We start from the raw sequence: 22398 nt of genomic DNA on the forward strand, positions 1-22398 counted from the left end.
GCGAGTGTCTACATCGTCCGATTCGAACGGTTGCGGCACCCCGTCCACACCTCCCAAGCCCCGCTCACCATGCCCCGCCCCCCGCGCGGCGTCCATCAATCAACCATGCTCGGCGAATGGCGGCCTCCCCTGCATCGCATCGATCGCAAGCGGGTACGCTGGAGGGCGTGCCAGATGCCGATCACTCATCTCCTGCAACAGGCCCCAGCACCCCAGCCATCGCTCGTTCCGGAGCGATCTCGCATCTGATGCAGATTCGTCCCGGCGAGGGCCGGCGACTGATCCTCTGCGCCGCGTACTTCTTCCTGATCCTGTTCAGCTACTACATGCTCCGCCCAGTCCGCGAGACGATGGGCGTTGAGGGGGGCTTCTCAAAACTCCCCTGGCTCATGACGGGCACGCTCCTCGCGATGCTCGTGATCAATCCTGTGTACGCCTGGTTCGTGTCGCGCACGGCGCGACGCGTCTTCATCCCGTGGACGTACCGCTTCTTCATGCTCAACATCGTTGTGTTCTTCGTCGCCCTGATGATGAACGCGGGCGAGCCGCCGTTGTGGCTCGCCTACGCGTTCTATATCTGGCTGAGCGTGTTCAACCTCTTCGTTGTCTCCATCTTCTGGTCCGTCATGGCCGACGTTCACAATCCGGACGAGGCCAAGCGTCTCTTCGGAGCGATAGGAGTGGGGGGGACGCTGGGCGCGATGGGCGGAGCCGCCGCGACCGGCATGCTTACCGGTGCACTCGGCCCCGAGCGCATGGGCTATCTGCTTCTCCTCTCCGCGGGCGTGCTCGAAGTCGCGGTGTGGGTTGCCGGAGCGATTCTCAGGCGCGAGCGCGCCCGTCCCGATGTCTCAGCGCAGAGCCCGCGTGAGCCGGGCCCCCGCCCGCTCGAAGGATTCCGGCTTCTCGCTCGCTCGAAGTACCTCCAGAAAGTCGCCCTCTACATGTTCCTGTTCACCGTGACCGCGACGGTGCTCTACGTTGAGCAGGCACGCGTGATCAGCGCGATGTACCCCGACCGCGCCGACCGCACCAGGGCCTTCGCCTCTCTCGACCTCTGGGTCAACACCGTGACGCTTCTGACGCAGCTGTTCCTGACCGCCCGGCTCCTCAGGTGGATCGGCCTGACCGGTTCTCTCCTGATTGTGCCGCTCGTCACGATGATCGGATTCGGCGTCATGGCGTGGGCCGCGCTCTCGCACGCCGCAGACGGCAACGCCGACCACGCCGCATCCATGCGCACGCTCTTCATCATCCTGTTTATCTTCCAGGTCACGCGCCGTGGACTGCACTACGCCATCGATCGCCCGGCACGGGAAACCCTCTACACCATCACAACCGTCGATGAGAAGTACAAGACCAAGGCCTTCATCGACACCTTTGTCTACCGACTCGGAGACCAGGTCGGCGCGTGGGGAACCGTCGGCGCCTACGCCGGTCTGAGCGCAGCCGTTGCGCTCGGTGCCGTTGCGATGCCCGTTGCACTCCTCTGGGTTGGAGCCGCCTTCGTGCTCGGACGTGCGTACGACACGCGAACAAACGCTCCATGAACGCGTGCATACCCTTCGCGTAATGCTCGTATTCATCGGGCATAGTGCGTCGCCGCGTCATCTGCGCGTGCGGATGTCGAAAGACGCTCAGGGGATGAAAGCAATGAAAGAGATCGCGAGACTATCGCTGGTTGTTTCGTGTGTCCTGCTCACCGGCTCCATGACCGCCTGCAAAGAGGGTGAGTCGGCGGGTGATGCGACGAAGCGCGTCGTCGATGATACCGCCCAGAAGACCGGCGATGCCCTCGGCAGTGCGGGCAACGCCGTGAAGAATGCCGGGGCCGCCGTCGCCGACAAGGCGGGCGAAGCCGTGGACGCCGTCAGCGAAGCCGCTCTCAAGGCCAAAGACGCCACCATCAAGGCCGCCGAAGAGAAACTCGCCGAGGTCAAGCCCCTCGTAGACGGTTGGGCCAAGAAGGCCTCCGAGGCGACAGGCCTTGAGAAGCCCGTTATGGAGAATCTCGTCAAGGGTGTCAAGGACAACGTCGTCGGCGTTGAGTCGAAACTCGGCGAACTGAAGAACGCCGCGGCTGACACATGGGAGCCCCTCTCCAAGGAACTCGGCACCGCGCTCTCGGGCCTCGAAAACGCCGTGAAGGCGGCAGCATCGAAGTTCGGCGGCTGACACACGCCGTCGCTCCGGCTTGGTACGCTGAGTAAGCAGTCCTGATCGGTCCGGCCTCGCGGAGGCGTCGGATCTCAACAGTGGTCCACCGGCGTTGCCGGTTGCGGAGGTCTCGTATGGGAATCGTCAAAGAGTTTCGGGATTTCGCTCTCAAGGGGAACGTGCTGGATCTGGCGGTCGCCGTCATCATCGGCGGGGCCTTCGGCAAGATCATCAACTCGATGATCGCCGACGTGATCATGCCGGTTGTCAGCATCCCCGGCAAGGCCGACTTCTCCAACCTGTACTTCCCGCTGAACGCAAAGGTCAGCAGCGCAGTCGAAGCGGCAGAAACCGCTGGCGCCCCGCTCTCGCTCGCCGCGGCACGCGAGCACGGCCCCGTCTTCGCGTACGGCTCGTTCCTGACAGAGACACTGAACTTCGTCATCCTCGCATTCTGCGTCTTCATCATGATCAAGATCTTCAACACCGCGCGCAAACGCTTCGAGGCCGAGAAGCCGGCCGCCGCGCCCGCCGGTCCGACGGTTGACCAGCAACTCCTCACCGAGATCCGCGACCTGCTCGCCAAGCGCGGGTAAGGCCGCATGGCTTCCTGAGCTCACGCAATCACGCACGGCCCCGCTCCAAGAGCGGGGCCGTCTGCGTTCACGGGTGCATGCACTTGGGCATGATCGCAGGAAGATCATCGCGTCGCGGCTTGCGAACGGATACAAGGAGCATACAGCATGGTGTACTCTACTTCCTGCCACCGTCGATCATCGTCTCAGCGGCATCTCTGAGTCGTGTCAGCACCACGACCCAGAAAGCGCACGCGAGGTTCGGATACCACAGGGCCGCCACGAAATCCATCCAGAGCGGTTCTCCCCGCGCGAGCATGAGGAACAGCGCAGGTCCGACCGCCAGGACGCCGAGCACATTCAGAACAACAACGAGTGTGAGAAGATGGGCCGAAAGCCGGCGATCGGCCAGAAGATCCGTCAGCGACATCGCGCGCCGACAGATATACAGGCGGTGTGCGATGCTCGCGATCACGATCATGGGGATTGCGAAGCACGCGCACAGATACGCTCCATCGGCAGCGAACGCGACAACCAGCGGCACGACAGCCACGCTGACGAGAACGGCGAAGAAGAGGAACATGCTCAGCGACTGAGCCGCGCCGGCGCGTGTCTCGCCTGTGTCCCGCGTGCCGAAGCGGCTGCAGAGCACCGCCCACGAGCCGAACCAAACAAGCCAGGAGAGGAAAAGCCCCAGCCCCGCGACAGCACCGACCGAGAAGAGCAGTTCCGGATACGTGCCACGCATCGCGAGCAGTGTGCAGGTGAACGCGATCGGGTAGCCGAAGAACGTGAATGTCGCGGCATGGAGCACGAGCCGCAGATAGCGGGAGAGGTCAGCAAAGTCGACGGCCTCGGAATCGAACGCCGCGCGAACGGTATGAACGATCGGCTTGGCACACTCAGGGCAGGGGTCCTGAGTCTTCAGCCCGACCAGGTCGTACCCGCACCCGCGGCACTTCATCGCGTGCGGCACGGTCTCGGGAAGGGGCACTGCGAGTGGGGGGGGCGTGAACACGTCCCGATAGAGTACAGAATCTCGGCGGGGCCGTCTCAGGATTCCTCGTCGGCTTGTCAATCACCATCGTCGCCGGGCGCTTCAAGGTAGATGGATCTGAAGCAGTGCTCCGCCCACTCCGAGCCGCTCGGATCCTGGTACAGCATCGTGCAGAACAGGAACGAACCGGGCAGCGCGACGAGCCCCTGTGTGAGATACGTTGGCTCGTCCTCTCCTTCTTCGGGGTCGGCTACACGGTGCACGGCGCGTCCAACCGACGCATCGTGGCTGAAGGCAAATGGCTCGCCGACATCCTCACCCTCGAAGTCCGACATGAAGGACTCCCACGCCTCATCCAGCATCTCCGTCGCGGTCTTGGATGAGGCGGCACTCCCCTCATTCGCGACATACGGCGTGATGTGGATCGAGCACGATCCGCCCGCGGCCATCCACGCGTCATCCGTCAGCATGTGCGTCAGCTCGCCGGGCACCGTGATCGTCGCCCCGAAGGGGAGCATGATCGTCATGTCGTGGCGGCGATATCCGATCGGTTCATCCGGCTCGGGTGTCGCGCCCGCCTGCGCCCGCACCTCAGCGGCCAATGGCCTCTCTTCCTCGGCGATCTCCATCAGCTCAAGCCACTCGTGCCAGGGGAAATCAAGCTCAGGATCAAGCTCATACGCCGCTTCCAGCAGGTCGAGCGCCTGCATCATGGCGCGGTGGGGCGGACCCTCGGCATCCGGGGCATCCTCAGGATCGACCTCACGCCACACGACATCGCACCACAGCAGAGACTTCGCCGCAGCGAGCACCGTCGAAGCGTCGGGGGCCGCGTCCATCCACGGCATCCACGCCGCGGCCGCCACGTCGGACTCGGCACGCAAACGCATGTCCGTCGCCGACACCGGGCCGAACGGCGTGAGAAACGGAGCCGGATACTTGTGGAACACCCCCATGCCCATGCACACGGAGATGCCCGAGTCGCTCTCGACCGGATCGCGCGTGATCGCGTTGGCCAACCCCCGCGACCACCCGATGAACTCCTTGCGGACACGTGCATCGTCCTTGGACTGGTAGAACTCGGTGTCGTCGGAGACCTCCGACCACTGCACGCCGAGTTGCTTCTGGATCCCCTCGATGAGGACAGCCACAAGCATGTGGTAGCCCGCGCCAATCGGTGAGGTCGTCGCCTCGAACTCCACCGCGCCGTCTTCGGAGAGCGAGACCGATGCCTCCGCCGCGCTCGGGAAGAGCTGAAGGAGGGCGTGGTCCTCGGCGATGCGTGCGCCGGAGAAGAAGGGTGCGAAGAGCTCCGCCGCGAGGTCTGCGACGGACTCAAAGAACCGCACCGGGTTCTTGAGTGCGGCGTGGTTGCGGGGGAGATTGCCGGTTGCGGTGATGCCGATGCTCATGGTGGCGAGTGTAGGGGCGGAAATCGTACTGGCAGTCGCCCGAGCCGAGAGATCCGGTCAGTCGAGCGTGACATACGCCCGCAGCCCCTGCATCCCGCCCTCGCGACCGAAGCCGGATTCCTTGTACCCGCCGAAGGGGCTTGCCGGGTCGAAGCGGTTGTAGGTGTTGCACCAGACCACGCCGGCGCGGAGCTTGCTTGCGATCTGGAAAATCTTGGAGCCCTTGTCCGTCCACACGCCCGCGGCCAGTCCGTACGGCGTGTTGTTGGCGCGGGTCAGGGCTTCCTCGGGCGTGCGGAAGGACATGACGGCGAGCACCGGGCCGAAGATCTCTTCGCGGGCGATGGTGTGGCTCGGCTGCACGTCGGTAAAGAACGATGGGCGGCAGTAGTAGCCCTTCGTGGGAAGGGGCGAGCCGTTGACCTCGTGGAAGGTCGCGCCCTCGCGCTTGCCGGATTCGACGTAGCGATTGATGATCGAGAGCTGTTGTGCGCTGTTGATGGCGCCGATGTCGGTGTTCTTATCCAGCGGGTCGCCCACGCGCAGCGACTTCAGCCGGTGCGCAAGCTTCTTCCGCACGGTATCGAGGATGGACTCCTGCACGAACAGCCGCGAGCCCGCGCAGCAGACGTGGCCCTGGTTGAAGTAGATGCCCTCGATGATGCCTTCGATCGCCTGATCGATGCTGGCATCCTCGAAGATGATGTTGGGGCTCTTGCCACCGAGTTCGAGGGTCAGCCGCTTGCTCGTGCCCGCGACGGCCTTCGCGATGCGCTTGCCGACCTCGGTCGAACCGGTGAAGGCGATCTTGTGGATGCCGGGGTGATCGACGATCGCTGCGCCGGTGCGGCCATCGCCGGTCACGATGTTGACGACACCGCGCGGCAGGCCGATCTCCTCGAAGATCTCGGCGAGGCGGAGTGCGGTGAGTGAGGTCGTTTCCGCGGGTTTGAGAACGACGGTGTTGCCGCACGCGAGCGCGGGGGCGAGCTTCCACGCCGCCATCAGCAGCGGGAAGTTCCACGGGATGATCTGGCCACAGACGCCGACGGGGCGCGGCGTGCGCCCGGCAAAGGCGTACTGGAGTTTGTCCGCCCAACCGGCGTGATAGAAGAAGTGGGCCGCGGCCAGCGGGATATCGATATCGCGAGATTCTTTGATCGTCTTGCCGCCGTCCATGGTCTCGAGCACCGCAAGCTCGCGGGCGCGTTCCTGGATACGCCGCGCGATCCGGTAGAGGTACTTGCCCCGTTCCTTGCCGGATAGTGCGGCCCACGCGGGGAGCGCATCGGTCGCGGCGGCGACAGCGGCATCAACATCGCGTGCCGAGCCCTGCGCGATCTGGCTCAGCACCTTCTCGTTGCCGGGGTTGATGGTGGGGAAGCGGGCGCCGTCGGAGGGTTCAACGAAACGGCCGCCGATGAAGTGGCCATGCGTGGCGTTGATGGTGACCTTGACCGACTCCGGCGCGGGCGCGTACTCCCAGCCCGAAGCACGCGGCTTGGTGCTCGAAGCCGCACCCTTGGCCGATGCGGATCCCTTCCCAGCCGTGGCGTGCGCTCCGTTGGAAGATGTACCAATGCGCCCGTTCGTCGCGGCACGGGAAGCCCCGGACCGCGCGGGCTTCTCGGAGGTGCGGGCGGGACGTGACTTTCTGGGTTTGGCAGCGCGTGCGGGCATGGCACCATTGTAGAGACCGCGTGATCGGGTCGCGATCGGGTGTCAATCCGTGCGGCTTGTGCGGGCTGCATCCATCGTGCGCAGGGGCAGGTGATCTCTCCTATTCCTGATCGCGGGTCCGGCTGGACGCGACAGCCCCGGCATCCGTTTCCTGTAGCCAATGGCAAGCCGTGGCAAGACCGCTTCATCCCCCCGCAGGCACGAACGCCACCTCACCGAGGGGCTGACGTGCGTCACGGGTGATGTGCTGGATCTCTCAACCGGCGGGATGCGGGTCAGATCGAACGAACGCCCCCCGGCGAAACCCGGCGCGGTCGCGTCGTTCACGCTCCGTGTCGGCACGAAGACCCTGACGTTGCAGGGACGCATCGCGTGGATTAAGAGAGCTTCGCTGCTCGGAGGACCATTCGAGTACGGCATCCAGTTCGTCGGCGTGACCGGCGCAGTCGGAAAGGTCCTCGATCAGATCGCGATGTACGGCTTCGTCCACGATGGAAAGAGCGAACCGCACCACACGCCGAGTCGAGACGTGGGTGCAGCAGGGCCTGGCTCGGCGCATCGCAGCACCGGTGCATCAGACGGTTCCGCAAACACCACGGGTGCATCGGAAGGCGCCGCGGACTCGGCACGCCCCAAGGTCACCGTGACGGCGGACCTCCCCTGTTTCTACCAGACGCTCGGCGTCGTGTTCGATGCGACGGAAGCGCAGGTACGAGCCGCGTTCCGTCAGTTGGCCAAGAAACTCCACCCCGATGTGTGCAAAGAGCCGGACGCCGCGGAGCGGTTCGCGTTCATCACCCGCGTCTACGAGGTGCTGAGCGACGAGGAACTCCGGGCCAAGTACGACGAGGCGATGGCGAAGCGTCGAGTGGCGTGATCCGGAGCGGCACGGCTTCTACGACGCTTTCGTTCATGACGCGGCGGCTTCGCGTCCATCATTCTGATCGGACAGCGAGCGTTGCAGGCGATCAACCTCGTCAATGATCCTGGCAAATTGCTCCCCGAAGGACGTGAGGCGGTACTCGACATGCGCAGGACGGGTGGCGATCTCATGCCGCTCGATGATGCCGAATCTCAGGAACTTCGCCAGACGCTCTGAGAGGACCTTGTGAGTCAACCCGGGTGCGGAGCGTTCCAGCGTGCCGGGCCGAACATTGCCGGCGCGGATCTGGGCAAGCACATGCAGCGACCACTTGCATCCGACAACGGATTCGACCATCTCGGCGACCGCAGGAGCCGGGCCGTCGATCGTGGTCGCGGCCCGGGTCTGAGCGGGCTCCACCGAGGCCGAAATCCTGCGTGCGCGAGGGCGATTCGGGCTTGGTGATGATGAGGAGTCGGGACGCACCGTTTTGTGCCCTCTTGATGGTTCCCTTGGGGCGGCGATGCTCTCTGGAGATCGCGGCACATGCCGCAGAAAGTGAGCATAGCAATGAAAGAGCGAGTGCGGTTCTATCACGCTGGGTGTCCGGTGTGCGTCGATGCGGAGCGTTCTCTCGCAGGCGCTCTGGACCCTGCGAGGTTCGAGGTCGAGATCGTTCACCTCGGTGAGGAGACGGGGCGGGTGGCGGAGGCCCGTGCCGCGGGCGTCAAGTCTGTTCCAGCACTTGTGATGGGTGGACGAACGCTCCATATCAACTTCGGCGCGTCGCTCGATGCGCTGGGTTGATGCGATTGATTATCGGGCGGATCCACCCGGGCACGCTGTCCGGGTGCGTCTGCGCGCTCTGTAACGGCGGGAGTGCGCAGGAGGAGTAGGGAAGAGTTACCGCGTGCCCAGAGGGGTGAAGGTGAGCGGACGTCTGGCCGATCTCCCATCGATGGACCGGGAGGGCGCGGCATGGCCGCGGTTCTCGGGTCCTTCACCTTCCGGAGGGAAGCCCGCGTGGACCTGCACACGATTCTCAAAATGGCGTATGAGGCGGATGCGTCGGACGTTCACCTCGTGGCCGGGCATCCCCCGGTCATGCGCGTCCACCAGGTCATCACGCCCATGAAGATGCCCGTGATCACCTCCGAAGACGCGGAGCAGATGCTCGACCAGATGGCACCCCCCGAGGCACGCGCGACCTTCGACAAGCAGAAGGACGCCGACTTCTCGTACGAGGTCGCCAAGCTCGCACGCTACCGCGTCAACGCCCACAAACAGCGCGGCGCGATCGGCATGGCGATGCGAATGATCAAGACCAAGGTGCCGCCGCTCGCGGCCCTCTCGCTCCCGGAGGTCATCGCCCGCCTCACCTACCTCCCCCGCGGGCTCGTGCTGGTCACGGGCGACACGGGCTCGGGCAAGTCCACCACGCTCGCCGCCATGATCCAGGCGATGAACGAGCGCTATCGCAAGCACATCATCACGCTCGAGGACCCGGTCGAATACACCTTCCAGAGCGACAAGTGCCTGATCGAGCAGCGCGAACTCAACCACGACATGCCGACATTCGCCTCGGGCCTCAAGCACGCGCTGCGTCAGGACCCCGACATCGTGCTCGTCGGCGAAATGCGCGACCTTGAGACCACGGCCCTCGCCATCTCCGCCGCGGAGACCGGCCACCTCGTCCTCTCGACGCTGCACACGGTCAACGCCTCGCAGACGGTCGAGCGAATCATCGATATGTACCCGGGCGGGCAGCAGAACCAGATCCGCTCGATGCTCGCCAACACGCTCCAGGCGGTCATCAGCCAGACGCTCTTCAGCCGCATCGACAAGCCCGGCATGATCCCCGCTGTCGAGACCCTCCTCTGCACCCCGGCCGTCCGGAACCTGATCCGCGAGGCACGCACCTTCGAGATCCCGAACGTGATCGAGACCAGCCGCGCCATCGGCATGTGCTCACTCGACACCTCGATCGCAGAGCTCTACTTCAACGGGTTCATCAGCCGCGAGGACGCGATCGCACAGTCGGCCTACCCGGACAAGCTCGAGCGCCAGCTGGTTGCTTGAGCAGTGACACAGTGACAGAGTGACGCAGTGACAGAGTGGAAGAGATGTAAGGAGGCGCGGGGCGGATTGAGCGACGGATGAGCCAGCGACGAGAGTCTCTGTGTCACTTCGTCACTCCGTCACTCCGTCACTTCCACGAGGCACCCATGGGCAACTACCGCTACCAGGTCAGAAACGCATCGGGGCAGGTCCAGACCGGCATGCTCGCCTCCGACTCTGCGGCGAGCGCGGCGGCGTTGCTGCGGAACCAGGGCTGCCACATCCTCTCGCTCACTGCGCTCGGGGCCGAGGAGACCGGAACCGGCCTGCTCGCCAAGTTCAAGCAGCTCAACGCCGGAAAGCCCAACCAGAAGCACGTGCTCGACTTCACAACCCAGCTCGCCGTCATGATCCGAGCCGGCATCAACCTCCGCGCCGCGCTCGACGGCATCGCCGACCAGACGACCCATCTCGGCTTCAAGCGCGTGATCACGCAGCTGAAGAACGACGTCGAGGGAGGCAAGCAGTTCTCCGACGCCGTCGCGAGATTCCCCAAGCTCTTCGGCCCGCTCTACGTCAACATGGTCAAGGCATCGGAAATGGCCGGCTCGTTCAGCCAGATGCTCGACCGCATCGCCGGATACATCGGGCAGCAGATCGAGACCCGCAAGATGGTGGTGGGGGCCTCGATCTACCCCGGCATCATCGGCGGCATGGCCGTCACCGTCACGGTCTTCCTCCTGACCTTCGTCCTCCCCAAGTTCTACGGCATCTTCGAGGGCAAGGAAGAGGTCCTCCCCTGGGCGACCGTCTTCCTGATGAACCTCTCGAAGGGCATCGTGGCGTACTGGCCCTTCATCCTCGGCGCGCTCGTCGGGCTGGTGGTCCTCGCATTCGTCTTCCTCAGGACAGAGATCGGACGCTTCTGGCTCGATCGCACGAAGCTCACCGTGCCTGTCGTCAAGGCGATGTTCCGCTCGCTCTACATCAGCCGATCGCTCCAGACCATGGGCCAGCTGATCAACGCCGGCGTCCCCATGCTCGACACACTCGCCATCACCGGCGACATCTCCGGCAACATGCTCTACAAGGGCATGTGGCGCCGCGTGCACACCAGCGTGAAGCAGGGCAAGAAAATCACCGCGCCGCTCCAGAAGGACAACCTCCTTCCCAAGGCCGTCGTGCAAATGCTCGCCGCAGGCGAGGAGTCCGGTAAGCTCGGCGAGGTCCTCGACGAGATCTCGGTCTACTACTCCAAGGCGCTGAAAGACCAGATCAAGGCGGTCACTTCGCTTATCGAACCCGTCATGATCCTTGTGATGGGCGCAGTCGTCGGCTTCATCGCCATGGCCATCATCCTTCCGATCTTCAAGATGAGCCAGATCGTCAAGTGACCGATGCTTCCGGCGCGGGACGGTCCCGGCCGAAGTCCGGGAACGGAGGAGCAAGGATGGACCGTCCGTCTTCATGTGCGTCACAAGCCGCGGCACGCCGCGTGCGACACTCAAGCGGCGGCTTCACGCTGATCGAAACCGCCATGGCGACAGTCATCATCGGCGTCGGTGTCGTCGCCATGGTCGATGCCCAGGAAGCGTTCACCAGAAGCACGCTCTGGTCGAGCCACGCCACAACCGGCACATTCCTCGCCAACGAGATCCGCGAGATGGCCAGACACCTCTCGCGCCACGACCCCGTGACAGGGCTCTGGCTCGACGGCGAGACCCTTCGCGGCTGGGGACCCGAAGCGGGTGAAGTCGCCGTCAACGCATTCGACGACCTCGACGACCTCGATGGGCTCGTCTTCGGCGAGGGGGGCAACTTTCCGGGGCCGATCAACGCCTACGGCGAGGTCATTCCAGAGATCGGCGACGATGGCCAGCCGCTCACCGACGAAGACGGCAATCTCATCTCGATGGTGGGGTGGCGCCAGCGAGTCATCGTCGAGAAGGTCTCTCCCTTTGACTACGCCACAACCCTCCCCCGCGCCTTTTTCGAGGGCGCATCGGGCAGTTGGCCCGGACGCGGCGTCGGCGGCTATCCGGTCCGCGTCACCGTGATCGTCACGTACCAGTCCGGTCTGGCACCGGAGCCGATCGAGGTCTCGCGTGTCTCGTGGGTCGTACCCGAGTAAGTCCGGGGTGTTCGAGCGTCGCGCGGGTGAAGGCCGAGGGTTGATCGCATGAATCGGATCAGTCGTCAACGATGCAGGGCTCTCGGACGGAAGCAGGCCGCGAGGCAACGCCGCGCTGTCGCCTCTGTTCTTGCCATGATGCTGCTCATTCTGTTCGGCTCGCTCGTGACCGCCATGGCCATCGCGAGCAAGGGAAACATCAGGACCGCAGACACCCAGCTCCACGTCATGCGCGCCCTCGGCGCCGCAGAGACCGGGCTTGCCGTCGCGGAGCAGCGACTGATGGAAGCGGCCTCTCGCTTCGTCGTCTCGAGAGGTGTCATCGACGGCGACGCCGGTTGGAACCTCTGGATAGGCAATCTCGGATCGCTCGGCACCGTCGAGATCCTCGACGCGCCCAGCGGCTTCAGCGAGTCCGGCTCGCCGGACGGCCTCGCCGAGGCAGTGGCGAACCGCCACGCCGCCGATGTCGGGATTGTCATCATCGACGGTCTCAGCGTTCCCGTGATCGGGCCCGCCGCGTCCGGCGCGGATCTCTCGGTATACCGCGGCGACTACTGGATCTACACCCCCCTCATCGGGCTCGAAAGCAGGCCCGAGGGTGAGAGGCCCGTTTCATTCCAGATCGTGTACGCGCCCCTTCAGGACGGCGCAACCATCCGGGCGATCGTGACCGGCTACGACTTCGATAACGCCCGCCAGGGGCGCCCGATCACACGCACCGTCAGCCGCGATTTCACACTCACGAAGCGGATCAACCACGCAATCGTCAGCAACAGCCGCATCATGCTCGGAAGAAACGTCCACGTCGAGGGCGACCTCGGCGCACGCTTCATGGGCGTCGAACACGAGAACGGCCATCCCATCGTCGCCCGCTCGGACTTCTACGGGCTCGCCCCCGCGCTCGACACCAAGCTCGAGGCCTTCTATGCCGGCGTTGCTCAGTACGATGTGGACGGCGACAACCGCCTCCGCGTCGGCCATCCGGTCGAGAGTCTCGGTATCCCCATGGACACCGACACCGACGGAGACACCGTCCCCGACGGCAGCTATCTCGACGTCACGGGCGACGGCTACGTCGATGAGTTCGACATCTTCATCCGGCACTTCGACCGCGATGGCGACGGACGCGTCACCCTCAGCTCGGCTCTCACGGTCGGCACGCCCGCAGAGGGAAGAGAGCCGGAGTTCGTCGGCCCCGGCGGCGCCCCGATCAACGACGACCTCGCCCTCCTCATTGATTCATCGAACCCGGATCGCAACAAGAACGGGATCTACGGCTTTATCGACGAGAACGGCAACGGCGTCTGGGACCCCGACACCGAGTCGCTGCTCGACTTCGACCCCGTTCACGTCGTCTACCGAGACCAGGTCCTCGGATACCGCGACGGCTTCATCGACAAGATGGACCGCTACACAAAGATCCGCGGACGCCTCGCGTTCAAGGTCAGTGCCGACGCCTGGGTCGCCAATCAGGGCAGTTGGCGGAACCACATCGAGGGCGGAATCAACGCCGGCGACCGCTCACCCGTCCAGTTCTCGATGAACGACACGGAGCTTCCCGGGATCACCGCGTCGAGCTTCACCAGCACCGAGTCGGCCCTCCGCGCCGCCGCAAACGGCGAGAGCTTCGCACGCCAGGTCGCCGACAACCTCGGCGTCTCCGTCGAGTCTCTCCCCGGGTATGTGGAAGCGAAGGGCTCGGGCACGCCCCGTTACTACCGCGTCGATCCCGACAACGATGGTGACGGCCGACCCGACAACTGGGCTACCGCCTACTTCGAGCAGGTCCCCTTCAACAGCCCCTCGTACAGCGACTGGTACTACCGCCCCGTCTACGAGAACATGGTCTTCAAGGACGTCATCATCCCGATCGGGACGAACGCGCTCTTCAAGAACTGCACCTTCGCCGGCGTCACCTACGTGCGCACCCACACGGGCAACACGCACACAAACTGGACGCTCTACGGCAAGATGGTCATGGACTCTTCCTCAGGGCGCCCCAAGCCCGACCGCGCACGATCGATCTACGGAGACGATCCCCACGAAGAGGACGGCGCGGACGCGCCAGACATGCTCCCCGCAACAGCCATCCCCCCGCAGCAGTGGGTCCTCCTCGCCGAACAGCCGCTCGACAAGGGCGACCTGCTCCAGAGCCAGGTCGGCAGCGTGAGCGCGACGAGCTACGCCCAACTCCCCGCGCCGCTCGTGATCGACGGCAAGCGCGTGACAGACACAAGGGCCTACTCGAACAACATCCGCTTCCACGATTGCACCTTCGTTGGCTCCATTGTCAGCGACACGCCCACGGAATACACCCAGGTCCGCAACAAGTTCCAGTTCACCGGTGCGACCAGATTCCTGAAGGTCCATCCCGAGTATCCCGACGACGCGCGATACAACCCCGAGTCGGCGGACATGCAGGAGATCCTCAAGAGCAGCATGATGCTCCCCAACTACTCGGTCGACATCGGCAACTTCAACAGCCCGCCGACCCAGAACGTCCAGCTGCAGGGCGCGGTCATCGCCGGTGTCCTCGACGTCCGCGGCACCGCCACGATCGACGGCGCACTCGTCCTCACCTTCAGCCCCGTGCGAGGCGAAGGCCCCATGAAGGACTCGCTCGGCAATCCCGTCGGCAACCCGGCAGGTTTCAACGCAACACTCGGCTATTTCGGCCCAGACGACGGCGACAGCGAGTCGCTCGACCCCGCCACCCTTCCCGAGTTTGAGGGCGTCAAGATCGTCGGCTGGGATCTCGACGGCGATGGCATCGCCGACATCGGTCCGACCGACACGCCCACCGCCGCGGAACTCGAGAACGGTGCGGTTCCCGTCCCATTCCACGGCCTCGGCCGGGTCACGCTCAGATTCAACCCCGACATGATGCTCCCCGACGGCATCATGCTTCCCCTGCAGGTCAGACCGAGCGTCGGAACCTACCGGGAGGGCAAGCGATGAAACGCGCCGCCAGGGGCTTCAGTCTTGTGGAGATGCTCGTTGCCCTGACGATCTCGGCGACGCTGCTCGCCGCGACCTTCTCCGCGCTCAACGCATCCTTCAAGAGCTACAAACGCACAACCGAATCGGCATCCACGCACGTCGTGACTCGTATCGTCATGCACAGGATCATGACGATGATCCGCACAGGCGAGGCCGGCAGCTTCGGCCCGTTCCCGGACAATCCCATCGAACTGCCGACCATCACCAGCAACAGCATCGAGTTCGTTGTCAACGGCCGCACGATCGACGAGACCCAGATCGTCCGCATCGAGCGTCGAGACGCGCCCGAGGACTCGCCCGACGGCCCCTTCGAGCTCTGGCTCCAACTCACGACCGTCAGAGACGGTATCGAGATCGAGCAGCAGGAAAGGCCGCTGCTCGTCGGCATCGTGGACGCCGTCTTCACACTCGAGTACGACGTCGGACCCTCGCTCAGACGCGCCACCGTCGATCTCACGGTTCGACCCAACGATCTGCAGGACGCCGCAGTCGGTGCGAACCTCGACACACCCTCGATCCGCATGGTCGCGAGTGCCAGCCCGCGCAACGAGTAGCCCCAGCGGGCTCTCCGCCTCTCACGCGCCGATCAGCAACACAACGCTCAAGGGGCTCGCGCCTCGAGCTCCGCAAGGATCGCCGGAATCTCATGAGCAAGGTCGGTCGCGAGCATCCCCCCGCTCGCCCGGTGAGACGCCGCCCATCGCTCGCCCGCGCGCGCATGGGCAAAGACCGCGATCCGCACCGCGTCCAGCAACGTGAGAGCCGCTCCCGCTCGTCTCGGCGTCGATGCCGTCCCGACATGCTGGGCGATAATCCCGGCGATGATGCCCGCAAGCACATCGCCGCTCCCCGCTGTCGCAAGCGCGGCATGCCCGTGCGTGCAGGTCCACGTCTCAAGCCCGTTCGACACAACCGTCCCGCGCCCCTTCAGCACCACAATCACGCCGAGCTTCTGCGCCATCTCAGCCGCTGCCGAAGGGCGTGAACTCGCGTCGGTCGGATCGTGGGTGATCCGCAGCACCGATGCAAGACGCCTGAACTCGCCGGGGTGGGGCGTCAGCACCGCGCTCGCACGCAGATCGAGGTGAAGATCAGGGATGGTCGCCAGCGCGTTGATCGCGTCCGCATCGACCACCACCGGAGCCGACTGCTGCTGCAACGCCCGCAGCGTCAGTGTCGCGACCGCCGGATCGCTCCCCATCCCCGGCCCGATCACAACGCACTGCGAGGTCGACGCCGCCGCATCGAACGCGCCACACGCGTCCGATGGGATGATCATCCCCCGGTCCGATGTCGCCAGCAACGCACACGTCGCCGACGGGCAGACCGCCAGCGCGATCTGCGCGACCGGCTGAGGAACCAGCAACCTGACCAGGCCGCACCCGCTGCGAAAGGCCCCGAGCGCCGCCAGCGCGGGCGCCCCGGCCATGATCTGATCCGAAGTCGCGCAGCCGCCGATCACCGACACCGTGCCGAAAGTGCCCTTGTGGCCCCCCGGGTCGCGCATCGGAAGTGGTGGGAGATTCATCATGAGCCCCCGAAGCCGTTCGGCGTGATTCACTCGATCGATTCGATCTTGATCCGCAGCGAGCCCATCAGCGGGATGATCGACTGATACGCCTCGACCGTCTCGGAATCCGCATACGTGGAGACCGCGCACGCAATGTGCGTCGCGTCCGAAGCGCGGGCATCGTCGATCGCCGCATCCAGATCGATCCACGTCGGAACCCCTCCGACGTCCAGCAGGGCCTGCGTCCACATGTGGTATCCGAAGACGCCCGATTCACCCAGGAACTCGTCCACATACACCAGCCCGGTCACGCCACGCGAAGGGATCCCATCCGCACGGAGCATCGCCGCGAGGAGCACCGCATGCTCCGTGCAATCTCCCGAACGTGATCGAGCCGTCTCGGATGCCGACGCAAACCCGACATCGAGCGACTTCCGGTCCAGATACGAGCGAACGAAACGGCGCATCGCCTCAGCCCGTTCGGTCCTCGAGTCGCCCACGCCCTTGACCGCTCTCGCCGCGAGCTGCTGTATCAACTCATCATCGCTCCGACACGCAAGGGTGCTCGCGAGGTACGCCTCGTTCGCGATATCGCCCTCCGAAGCTGGTTGTGGCGACGAGAGGTCGATCAACAGCCGCGCCGTGCTCGCATCAACGGGCTCGACGCGCTGCGCCCCCGCGCTCGGAAACCGCGGCAGCTCGCCCGATCGCAGCGACAAGGCCAGCGACGCACGGGTCGTCTTACGCGCGTTCCTGATCGGGCGGTCCGGCTTGATCAGCGTGCGGACCATGACCTCCGCGCCGCCCTTCACCTCCGCAAGAGCCGATCGCTCGTCCGCGATGCGCGACTCGATGCTCATCCCCGCCATCGGCGTCTCTGTCCGGACCGTCGTGCCCTCCAGATCAAACTCCTCGATCATCTCGACGCCGGGCATGTATGAAGTTGACGAGCGCGCCAGCCGGGTCTTGATCGTCTTCCCGTCCACCACCTCGGTATCATCGCCCAGAATCGTCCGAGTGATCGTGATCGGTGCGATCCCCGCCGAAGGATCGAGCGTGCGGACCACGATCTCCGTCGCTCCCGATTCGAGCCGCTGTCGGACATACCGCTCCGCCGCCGCAGGAGCCAGCCACTTCTCAGAAGGGAGTGCCAGCGACTCGACCGATGTCGTTTCGCCCTGCGTGCGGGTCACGACCAGCCCGTCGTCTTTGAACTCAACCAGCGTCCTCAGCGGCATCGCACCGATGCGCTGCTCCGAGGACGCCCAGATCGGCCGCCCGTCGTGCGACTCGACAAACCGCTGCTCCATCGTGATGGACATCTCCACCGGCCCGCGCTTGATCGCAAGACTCGTGTGGCTCGACGTCGTGATGCTGTCCTCCGCGATCGTCACCGATTGCCGGCTATGCCCGGCCCGCACACCGTCGATCCAGAGCGTGTACCACAGGTCCCTCGGCTCCGAACGCGGCTGCAGACCAAAAGCCGACGCCGCGAGGAGCAGGCAAGAGAACGCCAGAAGAGCAAAGCGATGGAACTGGCGGAACATGGTCACGGATGATCTCCAGATTCTGCGGTCCGACGCCGCATTGTACGGATTCGCGACGCGGGGCTTCGGGCTATCGTGTGGCTCGGACATCATCGCTGGATCTCGGACAAACGGGCAGGAATGATCGACACGCATTGCCATCTCACCTTTCCGGAGTTCGCGGGCCAGGTGCCCGAGGTGCTCGCCCGCGCGAAGCAGCACGGGGTCCACGGCGCGATCACCGTATCAACCTCGACATCCAACGCGCCGGAGTGTCTGGCGATCGCCGGAGACCACGCAAACGTCTGGTGCACCGCGGGCGTTCACCCTTTGTACAGCGATGATCCGGGGTCGTTGCCCCACGTCTGGGATCGGCTCCGCGAAGTCGCCCATCACCCCAAATGCGTCGCCTGGGGCGAACTCGGTCTGGATCGGCACTACAGCGAACCCGCGTTCGGCGTGCAACTCGCCGTGCTCGATGAGCAACTGGACCACCTTCGACGCTGGAAGCGCGACGGCATCGAGAAACCCGTCGTCCTCCACTGCCGGGAAGCGTTCGACGATCTCATCCCCATCCTCAAACGCAGCGGGCTCGACACCACCCGCATGGTCTTCCACTGCTTCACCGGCGGCCCGCGAGAGATGCGCAAGGTGCTCGACATCGGCGCCTGGGCCAGCTTCACGGGCGTCGCCACCTACAGGAACGCCGCCGAGGTCCGCGACGCCGCGAGACTCGTGCCGCTCGATCGCATCATGGTCGAGACCGACGCGCCCTACCTCTCCCCTGAGCCCAAACGTGGCGTCAGGCCCTGTGAGCCGTGGATGGTCTCGATCACCGCCCGCTCCCTCGCAGAGACGCGCGCCGAACCCTGGCCGGACTTCCACGACACGCTCAACCGGAACACCGCGAGCTTCTTCGGAATCCCCGAAGAGTCGATCCGGGGAGGAGCCGCGTGAGCCCCCTGCCGACGATCTGCTCGACACTCGCCGAATCGTGGTTCCACGACCTCGGACCGGTCCTCCTGCAACTCGGACCGGTCGCGATCCGCTGGTACGGGCTCTCGTACGTCCTCGGGTTCATCGCGGGGTGGTATCTGCTCTCCCGCCTCGCCCGCAAGAACCTGATCGCCCTCCCGCCCGACCGCGTCGGCGACGCCGCAATGCTCTTCGTCCTCGGCGTCGTCCTCGGGGGACGCCTCGGCTACGCCATCCTCTACGATCCCGCTCTGTTCATCACATTCTCGTCTGGCTTCCCATTCTGGGCTCTCCTCGAAATCAACAAGGGCGGCATGGCGAGCCACGGCGGAATCGTCGGCACGATCATCGCCGCCGCGGTCATCTCGCGCGGCTTCAAAGACGCCGACGGCAAACGCGTCGGCAGATGCCCCGCGCCGCACATGATGGACACCATCGCCCTCGTCTGCCCCGTCGGGCTCGGGCTCGGACGCCTGGCCAACTTCATCAACGGCGAACTCCTCGGCAAGATCGTCACCATGCCAGGCGCCGGCCCGGGCCCGTGGTGGGCCGTGAAGTTCCCGCAGGAAGTCCTCGACGAGCACGCGCCGGATCTCTCCGCTTCGCAGGTCGAATCCCTCAGAACACTCGCCGCAACCTACGCCAGACCAGGCGACATCACCTTCGCCCAGCAGTACCAGCGTCTGCTCGACACGCTCCACGCCGGAGGCGAGCGAGCGGCACAGATCAAGCATGATCTCGCCCCCCTCCTCGCCTCGCGCCACCCATCCCAGTTGTACCAGTTCGCCGCCGAAGGCCTCATCCTCGGCCTCGCCCTCTGGTGGATCTGGCGCAAACCCAGAAAGCCGGGCGTCGTCGGGTCCTGGTTCCTGATTCTCTACGGGGCCATGCGGATCGCCACCGAATTCTGGCGCTTGCCCGATGGACACCTCGCCGTCCAGCGCATCGCGGGGCTGAGCCGCGGCCAATGGCTCAGCGTGCTGATGGTGATCCTCGGGCTCGTGCTCCTGAGATGGTTCATGTCTCGTGACGCCGCGAAACTCGGCGGATGGATGAAGGCGAAGGTGAACGCATGAGCGTGCTCGTGACCGGAGGCGCCGGGTACATCGGATCACACGCCGTCCAGCGGCTCCTCGCCGAAGGGCACGACGTCGTCGTGGTGGACAACCTCTTCCGAGGCCACCTCGCAGCGATCGATCGCCTGCGCCAGCGCGCCAAGGGCGGAGATCGACTCGGTTTCGAACGCCTCGACATCGGCCATACCGACGCCATCGAGTCCGTCATCCGCGAGCGAAGGATCGAAACGATCATGCACTTCGCGGCGTGGACCTATGTCGGAGAGTCAGTCGAGAAACCCCTCGACTACTACACCAACAACACCGCGGGCTCGCTCTCGCTCATCCGCGCGTGCGAACGCAGCTGGAGCCACCCGCACGGCGGAGTGAGGCGTTTCGTCTTCAGCTCCACCGCCGCCACCTACGGCGAACCGCCCGCCGAACGAGTCCCGATTCGCGAGGATTGTCCCCAACTCCCCATCAATCCGTACGGCGCATCCAAGCTCATGGTCGAACGCATGCTCATCGACGCCGTTCGCGCCGCCGCCAGGCAAGGGCGAGACTTCGGAGCCGCGTGCCTGCGATACTTCAACGTCGCAGGAGCCGATCGCACAGGCCTGATCGGCGAGGACCACGATCCCGAGACCCATCTCATCCCGATCGCGATCCAGGTCGCCCTCGGCAAGCGCCCCGCACTCACAATCTTCGGCGACGACTACCCCACGCCGGACGGAACCTGCATCCGTGACTACGTCCATGTCGAAGACCTCGCCGACGCGCACGCGACAGTCATGCAGAACATGCGCGCCCGCGAGGCAGTCGCCTACAACCTCGGCATCGGGCGCGGCTACTCCGTTCGCGAGGTCGCCTCCGCTGTCGAACGAGTCACCGGAAAGACCATCCCCATCACTATCGGCAAACGCCGCGCAGGCGATCCCCCTGCACTCTTCGCAGATCCCGCAAAAATCCGCCGCGAACTCGGCTGGAACGCGTCATGGACCGACCTCGATCGCATCATCGCGACCGCGTGGGACTGGATGCGTCAAAACCCCGATGGATACAAGTCCTGACGACCACACCCACTGCGTCAAGGAGGGGATTCAAGATGACACCCACACCGAACCGGCTGCTCGCATCTCTGCTCGGCGTGGCTCTCTTCCCTTTGCTGGCTCTCAGCCAGTCCGCCGCGCCGAACGAGGCCGCGCTCGTTTCCGGCGTCCACGCCGCGGGCGCATCGGGCTCTTGGCGCGATCCGTCCCAATGGCCGCCACGATTCGGCCGCACGGTCGATCAACCGATCCAGGGCGTGGTCGTCGAACTGCCCGCCGGTAGAACAACGCACGCTTGGAAAGCCGCCAGCGCGGCCGGCGCACTCGCCCGCGGGTGGTGGGACACAGCGTCAGACAGTGAAAGACTGCTCAACGGCCAGCCCGCAACCACATTCTTCGCAGAGCCGATCGACGGCGTCTTCGGGTTCCATCGCGAACCGCTCAAGCCGAACGAGCCCCCGGAATCACTCCCTCCCGCCGCTGCAATGATGTTCGTCAGCGGCCAACGCACGGACGCACCCTGGGCGGGTCTCGCGCCAGAGACGGTCTCGATCGAACGCACATGGTTCTCTCTCTACGACCCCACCAAGGGTCCCGCACGAGGCATCGCCATCGTCATGCCCGGACTCTTCGGCACGCCCGAAGCCGTCTTTGATCAGGTCGTACGCCACTTCCAATCACGCCGCTGGGTCGTGCTGCGCATGATGGCACAGCCCTCGCGCTACACAGAGCGGCTCACCATCTCGATCGATCCGGACGGCACCGCCGCCGCGGCTTCCCGATTGGCATCCACCTTCGATCAGCGCGCCGCCGAGTGCGCATACGCCGTCGAAGCCGCCCTCGCCTGGGCCGAGTCGAACCGCCCGGAGATCCGCAACATGCCGCGAGTCATCCTCGGAGGGAGCGGCGGAGCCATGTCTCTCCCTCCCGTCGTCGCGCGACGACCCGGAAGCTTCCACGCCGCCGTGCTCATCGCCGGCGGAGCAGACTTCGCCACCATCGCCGCGACGAGCAACTATGAAGAGTGGGTCGATTCGGTCCGCCTGCGTTGGGGCGACCGGAAGGGAACACCGGCCGAGGTCGAGGCGTTGAGCCGCGACTATCTCGCCCACGCAAGACTCGACGCCTACCACACCGCCGAGGCCCTGCAGGGAACGCCGATGCTCTTCGTGCAGGCGTCCCGCGACCGCGCCGTCCCGGCGCAGCAGCAGGAACTGCTCTGGGAACGTCTCGGTCGTCCTGAACGTCGCCTGCTCAACGTCGGCCACGAAACACTCTTCGTCTCACTTCCTCTGCGCATGAGCGGCATCATGGACTGGATCGACAAAGCCCTCGAATCGGCGGAGCGCGGGCAAGCCGCAGAGCCGCACCATCCGCCGGAACCGGAATGAACCGACGCGAATAGAGT

General features: G+C 65.1%; 20 protein-coding genes. 14 read left to right on the plus strand and 6 right to left on the minus strand.

Annotated features, from left to right (window positions below):
* Positions 1 to 248 precede the first annotated feature (248 nt).
* The 3 genes from KF838_01315 (at position 249) to mscL (ending at position 2753) form a co-directional block, all read left to right on the plus strand.
* A complete protein-coding gene (locus KF838_01315) occupies positions 249 to 1550 on the plus strand; it encodes a hypothetical protein (protein QYK48507.1) in 1302 nt (433 codons plus the stop codon).
* 22 nt (positions 1551 to 1572) lie between these two features.
* Positions 1573 to 2175: a hypothetical protein gene (locus KF838_01320; protein QYK48508.1), complete on the plus strand. Its 603-nt coding sequence runs from the start codon at positions 1573 to 1575 to the stop codon at positions 2173 to 2175.
* Between the two features lie 116 nt (positions 2176 to 2291).
* Positions 2292 to 2753, plus strand: a complete 462-nt coding sequence (gene mscL / locus KF838_01325) for a large conductance mechanosensitive channel protein MscL (protein QYK48509.1) — start codon at positions 2292 to 2294, stop codon at positions 2751 to 2753.
* Between the two features lie 157 nt (positions 2754 to 2910).
* On the opposite strand, the gene KF838_01330 is transcribed toward mscL, so the two are convergent.
* From KF838_01330 to KF838_01340, 3 genes are read right to left on the minus strand one after another with little or no spacing between them, the layout of a single operon-like run.
* Complete coding sequence (locus KF838_01330) at positions 2911 to 3750, minus strand: hypothetical protein (GenBank protein QYK48510.1); 840 nt, start codon at positions 3748 to 3750, stop codon at positions 2911 to 2913.
* 56 nt (positions 3751 to 3806) lie between these two features.
* Positions 3807 to 5141, minus strand: a complete 1335-nt coding sequence (locus tag KF838_01335) for a hypothetical protein (GenBank protein ID QYK48511.1) — start codon at positions 5139 to 5141, stop codon at positions 3807 to 3809.
* 57 nt (positions 5142 to 5198) lie between these two features.
* A complete protein-coding gene (locus KF838_01340) occupies positions 5199 to 6821 on the minus strand; it encodes an aldehyde dehydrogenase family protein (protein ID QYK48512.1) in 1623 nt (540 codons plus the stop codon).
* Positions 6822 to 6981: 160 nt separating this feature from the next.
* Between KF838_01340 and KF838_01345 the strand changes: the two genes are divergently transcribed.
* The gene (locus tag KF838_01345) at positions 6982 to 7698 is read left to right on the plus strand and encodes a DnaJ domain-containing protein (protein QYK48513.1); all 717 of its coding nucleotides are present in this window, start codon (positions 6982 to 6984) and stop codon (positions 7696 to 7698) included.
* Positions 7699 to 7731: 33 nt separating this feature from the next.
* Here KF838_01345 and KF838_01350 read toward each other — a convergent pair whose 3' ends face one another.
* Entirely contained in the window at positions 7732 to 8103 is a 372-nt protein-coding gene (locus KF838_01350) for a helix-turn-helix transcriptional regulator (protein QYK48514.1), read from the minus strand.
* A gap of 126 nt (positions 8104 to 8229) precedes the next feature.
* Between KF838_01350 and KF838_01355 the strand changes: the two genes are divergently transcribed.
* From KF838_01355 to KF838_01380, 6 genes are all read left to right on the plus strand, one after another.
* The gene (locus KF838_01355; protein QYK48515.1) at positions 8230 to 8490 is read left to right on the plus strand and encodes a hypothetical protein; all 261 of its coding nucleotides are present in this window, start codon (positions 8230 to 8232) and stop codon (positions 8488 to 8490) included.
* Between the two features lie 216 nt (positions 8491 to 8706).
* A complete protein-coding gene (locus KF838_01360) occupies positions 8707 to 9762 on the plus strand; it encodes a PilT/PilU family type 4a pilus ATPase (GenBank protein QYK49800.1) in 1056 nt (351 codons plus the stop codon).
* Positions 9763 to 9839: 77 nt separating this feature from the next.
* The gene (locus KF838_01365) at positions 9840 to 11135 is read left to right on the plus strand and encodes a type II secretion system F family protein (protein QYK48516.1); all 1296 of its coding nucleotides are present in this window, start codon (positions 9840 to 9842) and stop codon (positions 11133 to 11135) included.
* A gap of 56 nt (positions 11136 to 11191) precedes the next feature.
* Positions 11192 to 11872, plus strand: coding sequence for a hypothetical protein (locus tag KF838_01370; GenBank protein ID QYK48517.1), 681 nt, complete (start codon positions 11192 to 11194; stop codon positions 11870 to 11872).
* Between the two features lie 48 nt (positions 11873 to 11920).
* Entirely contained in the window at positions 11921 to 14833 is a 2913-nt protein-coding gene (locus tag KF838_01375) for a hypothetical protein (GenBank protein ID QYK48518.1), read from the plus strand.
* Positions 14830 to 15429 carry a prepilin-type N-terminal cleavage/methylation domain-containing protein gene (locus KF838_01380; protein ID QYK48519.1) on the plus strand — a complete coding sequence of 200 codons (600 nt, stop codon included), beginning with the start codon at positions 14830 to 14832 and terminating at the stop codon, positions 15427 to 15429. Before KF838_01375 ends, KF838_01380 begins: the two co-directional genes overlap by 4 nt.
* Before the next feature lie 47 nt (positions 15430 to 15476).
* Here KF838_01380 and KF838_01385 read toward each other — a convergent pair whose 3' ends face one another.
* Positions 15477 to 16403 carry an NAD(P)H-hydrate dehydratase gene (locus KF838_01385; protein ID QYK48520.1) on the minus strand — a complete coding sequence of 309 codons (927 nt, stop codon included), beginning with the start codon at positions 16401 to 16403 and terminating at the stop codon, positions 15477 to 15479.
* Positions 16404 to 16432: 29 nt separating this feature from the next.
* The gene (locus KF838_01390; protein ID QYK48521.1) at positions 16433 to 17938 is read right to left on the minus strand and encodes a transglutaminase domain-containing protein; all 1506 of its coding nucleotides are present in this window, start codon (positions 17936 to 17938) and stop codon (positions 16433 to 16435) included.
* A 114-nt stretch (positions 17939 to 18052) separates the two neighbouring features.
* Here KF838_01390 and KF838_01395 point away from each other — a divergent pair, with 114 nt between their 5' ends.
* Genes KF838_01395 through KF838_01410 form a run of 4 tightly spaced genes read left to right on the plus strand, consistent with a single transcriptional unit; the run spans position 18053 to position 22381 of the window.
* Positions 18053 to 18868: a TatD family hydrolase gene (locus KF838_01395; protein ID QYK48522.1), complete on the plus strand. Its 816-nt coding sequence runs from the start codon at positions 18053 to 18055 to the stop codon at positions 18866 to 18868.
* Entirely contained in the window at positions 18865 to 19962 is a 1098-nt protein-coding gene (lgt, locus tag KF838_01400) for a prolipoprotein diacylglyceryl transferase (GenBank protein QYK48523.1), read from the plus strand. The genes KF838_01395 and lgt overlap by 4 nt, the downstream gene beginning before the upstream one ends.
* Positions 19959 to 21011, plus strand: coding sequence for a UDP-glucose 4-epimerase GalE (gene galE / locus KF838_01405; protein ID QYK48524.1), 1053 nt, complete (start codon positions 19959 to 19961; stop codon positions 21009 to 21011). The genes lgt and galE overlap by 4 nt, the downstream gene beginning before the upstream one ends.
* A gap of 35 nt (positions 21012 to 21046) precedes the next feature.
* Positions 21047 to 22381 carry an alpha/beta hydrolase gene (locus KF838_01410; protein ID QYK48525.1) on the plus strand — a complete coding sequence of 445 codons (1335 nt, stop codon included), beginning with the start codon at positions 21047 to 21049 and terminating at the stop codon, positions 22379 to 22381.
* Positions 22382 to 22398: the final 17 nt, after the last annotated feature.

The organism is Phycisphaeraceae bacterium, assembly GCA_019454185.1.
Taxonomy (GTDB): domain Bacteria; phylum Planctomycetota; class Phycisphaerae; order Phycisphaerales; family UBA1924; genus JAHBWV01.

Bases quoted from the DNA above. Each gene is read 5' to 3' on its own strand.
- KF838_01315 (QYK48507.1), top strand. From the start codon at position 249: ATGCAGATTCGTCCCGGCGAGGGCCGGCGACTGATCCTCTGCGCCGCG.
- KF838_01320 (QYK48508.1), top strand. From the start codon at position 1,573: ATGCTCGTATTCATCGGGCATAGTGCGTCGCCGCGTCATCTGCGCGTG.
- mscL (QYK48509.1), top strand. From the start codon at position 2,292: ATGGGAATCGTCAAAGAGTTTCGGGATTTCGCTCTCAAGGGGAACGTG.
- KF838_01335 (QYK48511.1), bottom strand. From the start codon at position 5,141: ATGAGCATCGGCATCACCGCAACCGGCAATCTCCCCCGCAACCACGCC.
- KF838_01340 (QYK48512.1), bottom strand. From the start codon at position 6,821: ATGCCCGCACGCGCTGCCAAACCCAGAAAGTCACGTCCCGCCCGCACC.
- KF838_01345 (QYK48513.1), top strand. From the start codon at position 6,982: ATGGCAAGCCGTGGCAAGACCGCTTCATCCCCCCGCAGGCACGAACGC.
- KF838_01355 (QYK48515.1), top strand. From the start codon at position 8,230: ATGCCGCAGAAAGTGAGCATAGCAATGAAAGAGCGAGTGCGGTTCTAT.
- KF838_01365 (QYK48516.1), top strand. From the start codon at position 9,840: ATGAGCCAGCGACGAGAGTCTCTGTGTCACTTCGTCACTCCGTCACTC.
- KF838_01370 (QYK48517.1), top strand. From the start codon at position 11,192: ATGGACCGTCCGTCTTCATGTGCGTCACAAGCCGCGGCACGCCGCGTG.
- KF838_01375 (QYK48518.1), top strand. From the start codon at position 11,921: ATGAATCGGATCAGTCGTCAACGATGCAGGGCTCTCGGACGGAAGCAG.
- KF838_01380 (QYK48519.1), top strand. From the start codon at position 14,830: ATGAAACGCGCCGCCAGGGGCTTCAGTCTTGTGGAGATGCTCGTTGCC.
- KF838_01385 (QYK48520.1), bottom strand. From the start codon at position 16,403: ATGAATCTCCCACCACTTCCGATGCGCGACCCGGGGGGCCACAAGGGC.
- KF838_01395 (QYK48522.1), top strand. From the start codon at position 18,053: ATGATCGACACGCATTGCCATCTCACCTTTCCGGAGTTCGCGGGCCAG.
- galE (QYK48524.1), top strand. From the start codon at position 19,959: ATGAGCGTGCTCGTGACCGGAGGCGCCGGGTACATCGGATCACACGCC.
- KF838_01410 (QYK48525.1), top strand. From the start codon at position 21,047: ATGACACCCACACCGAACCGGCTGCTCGCATCTCTGCTCGGCGTGGCT.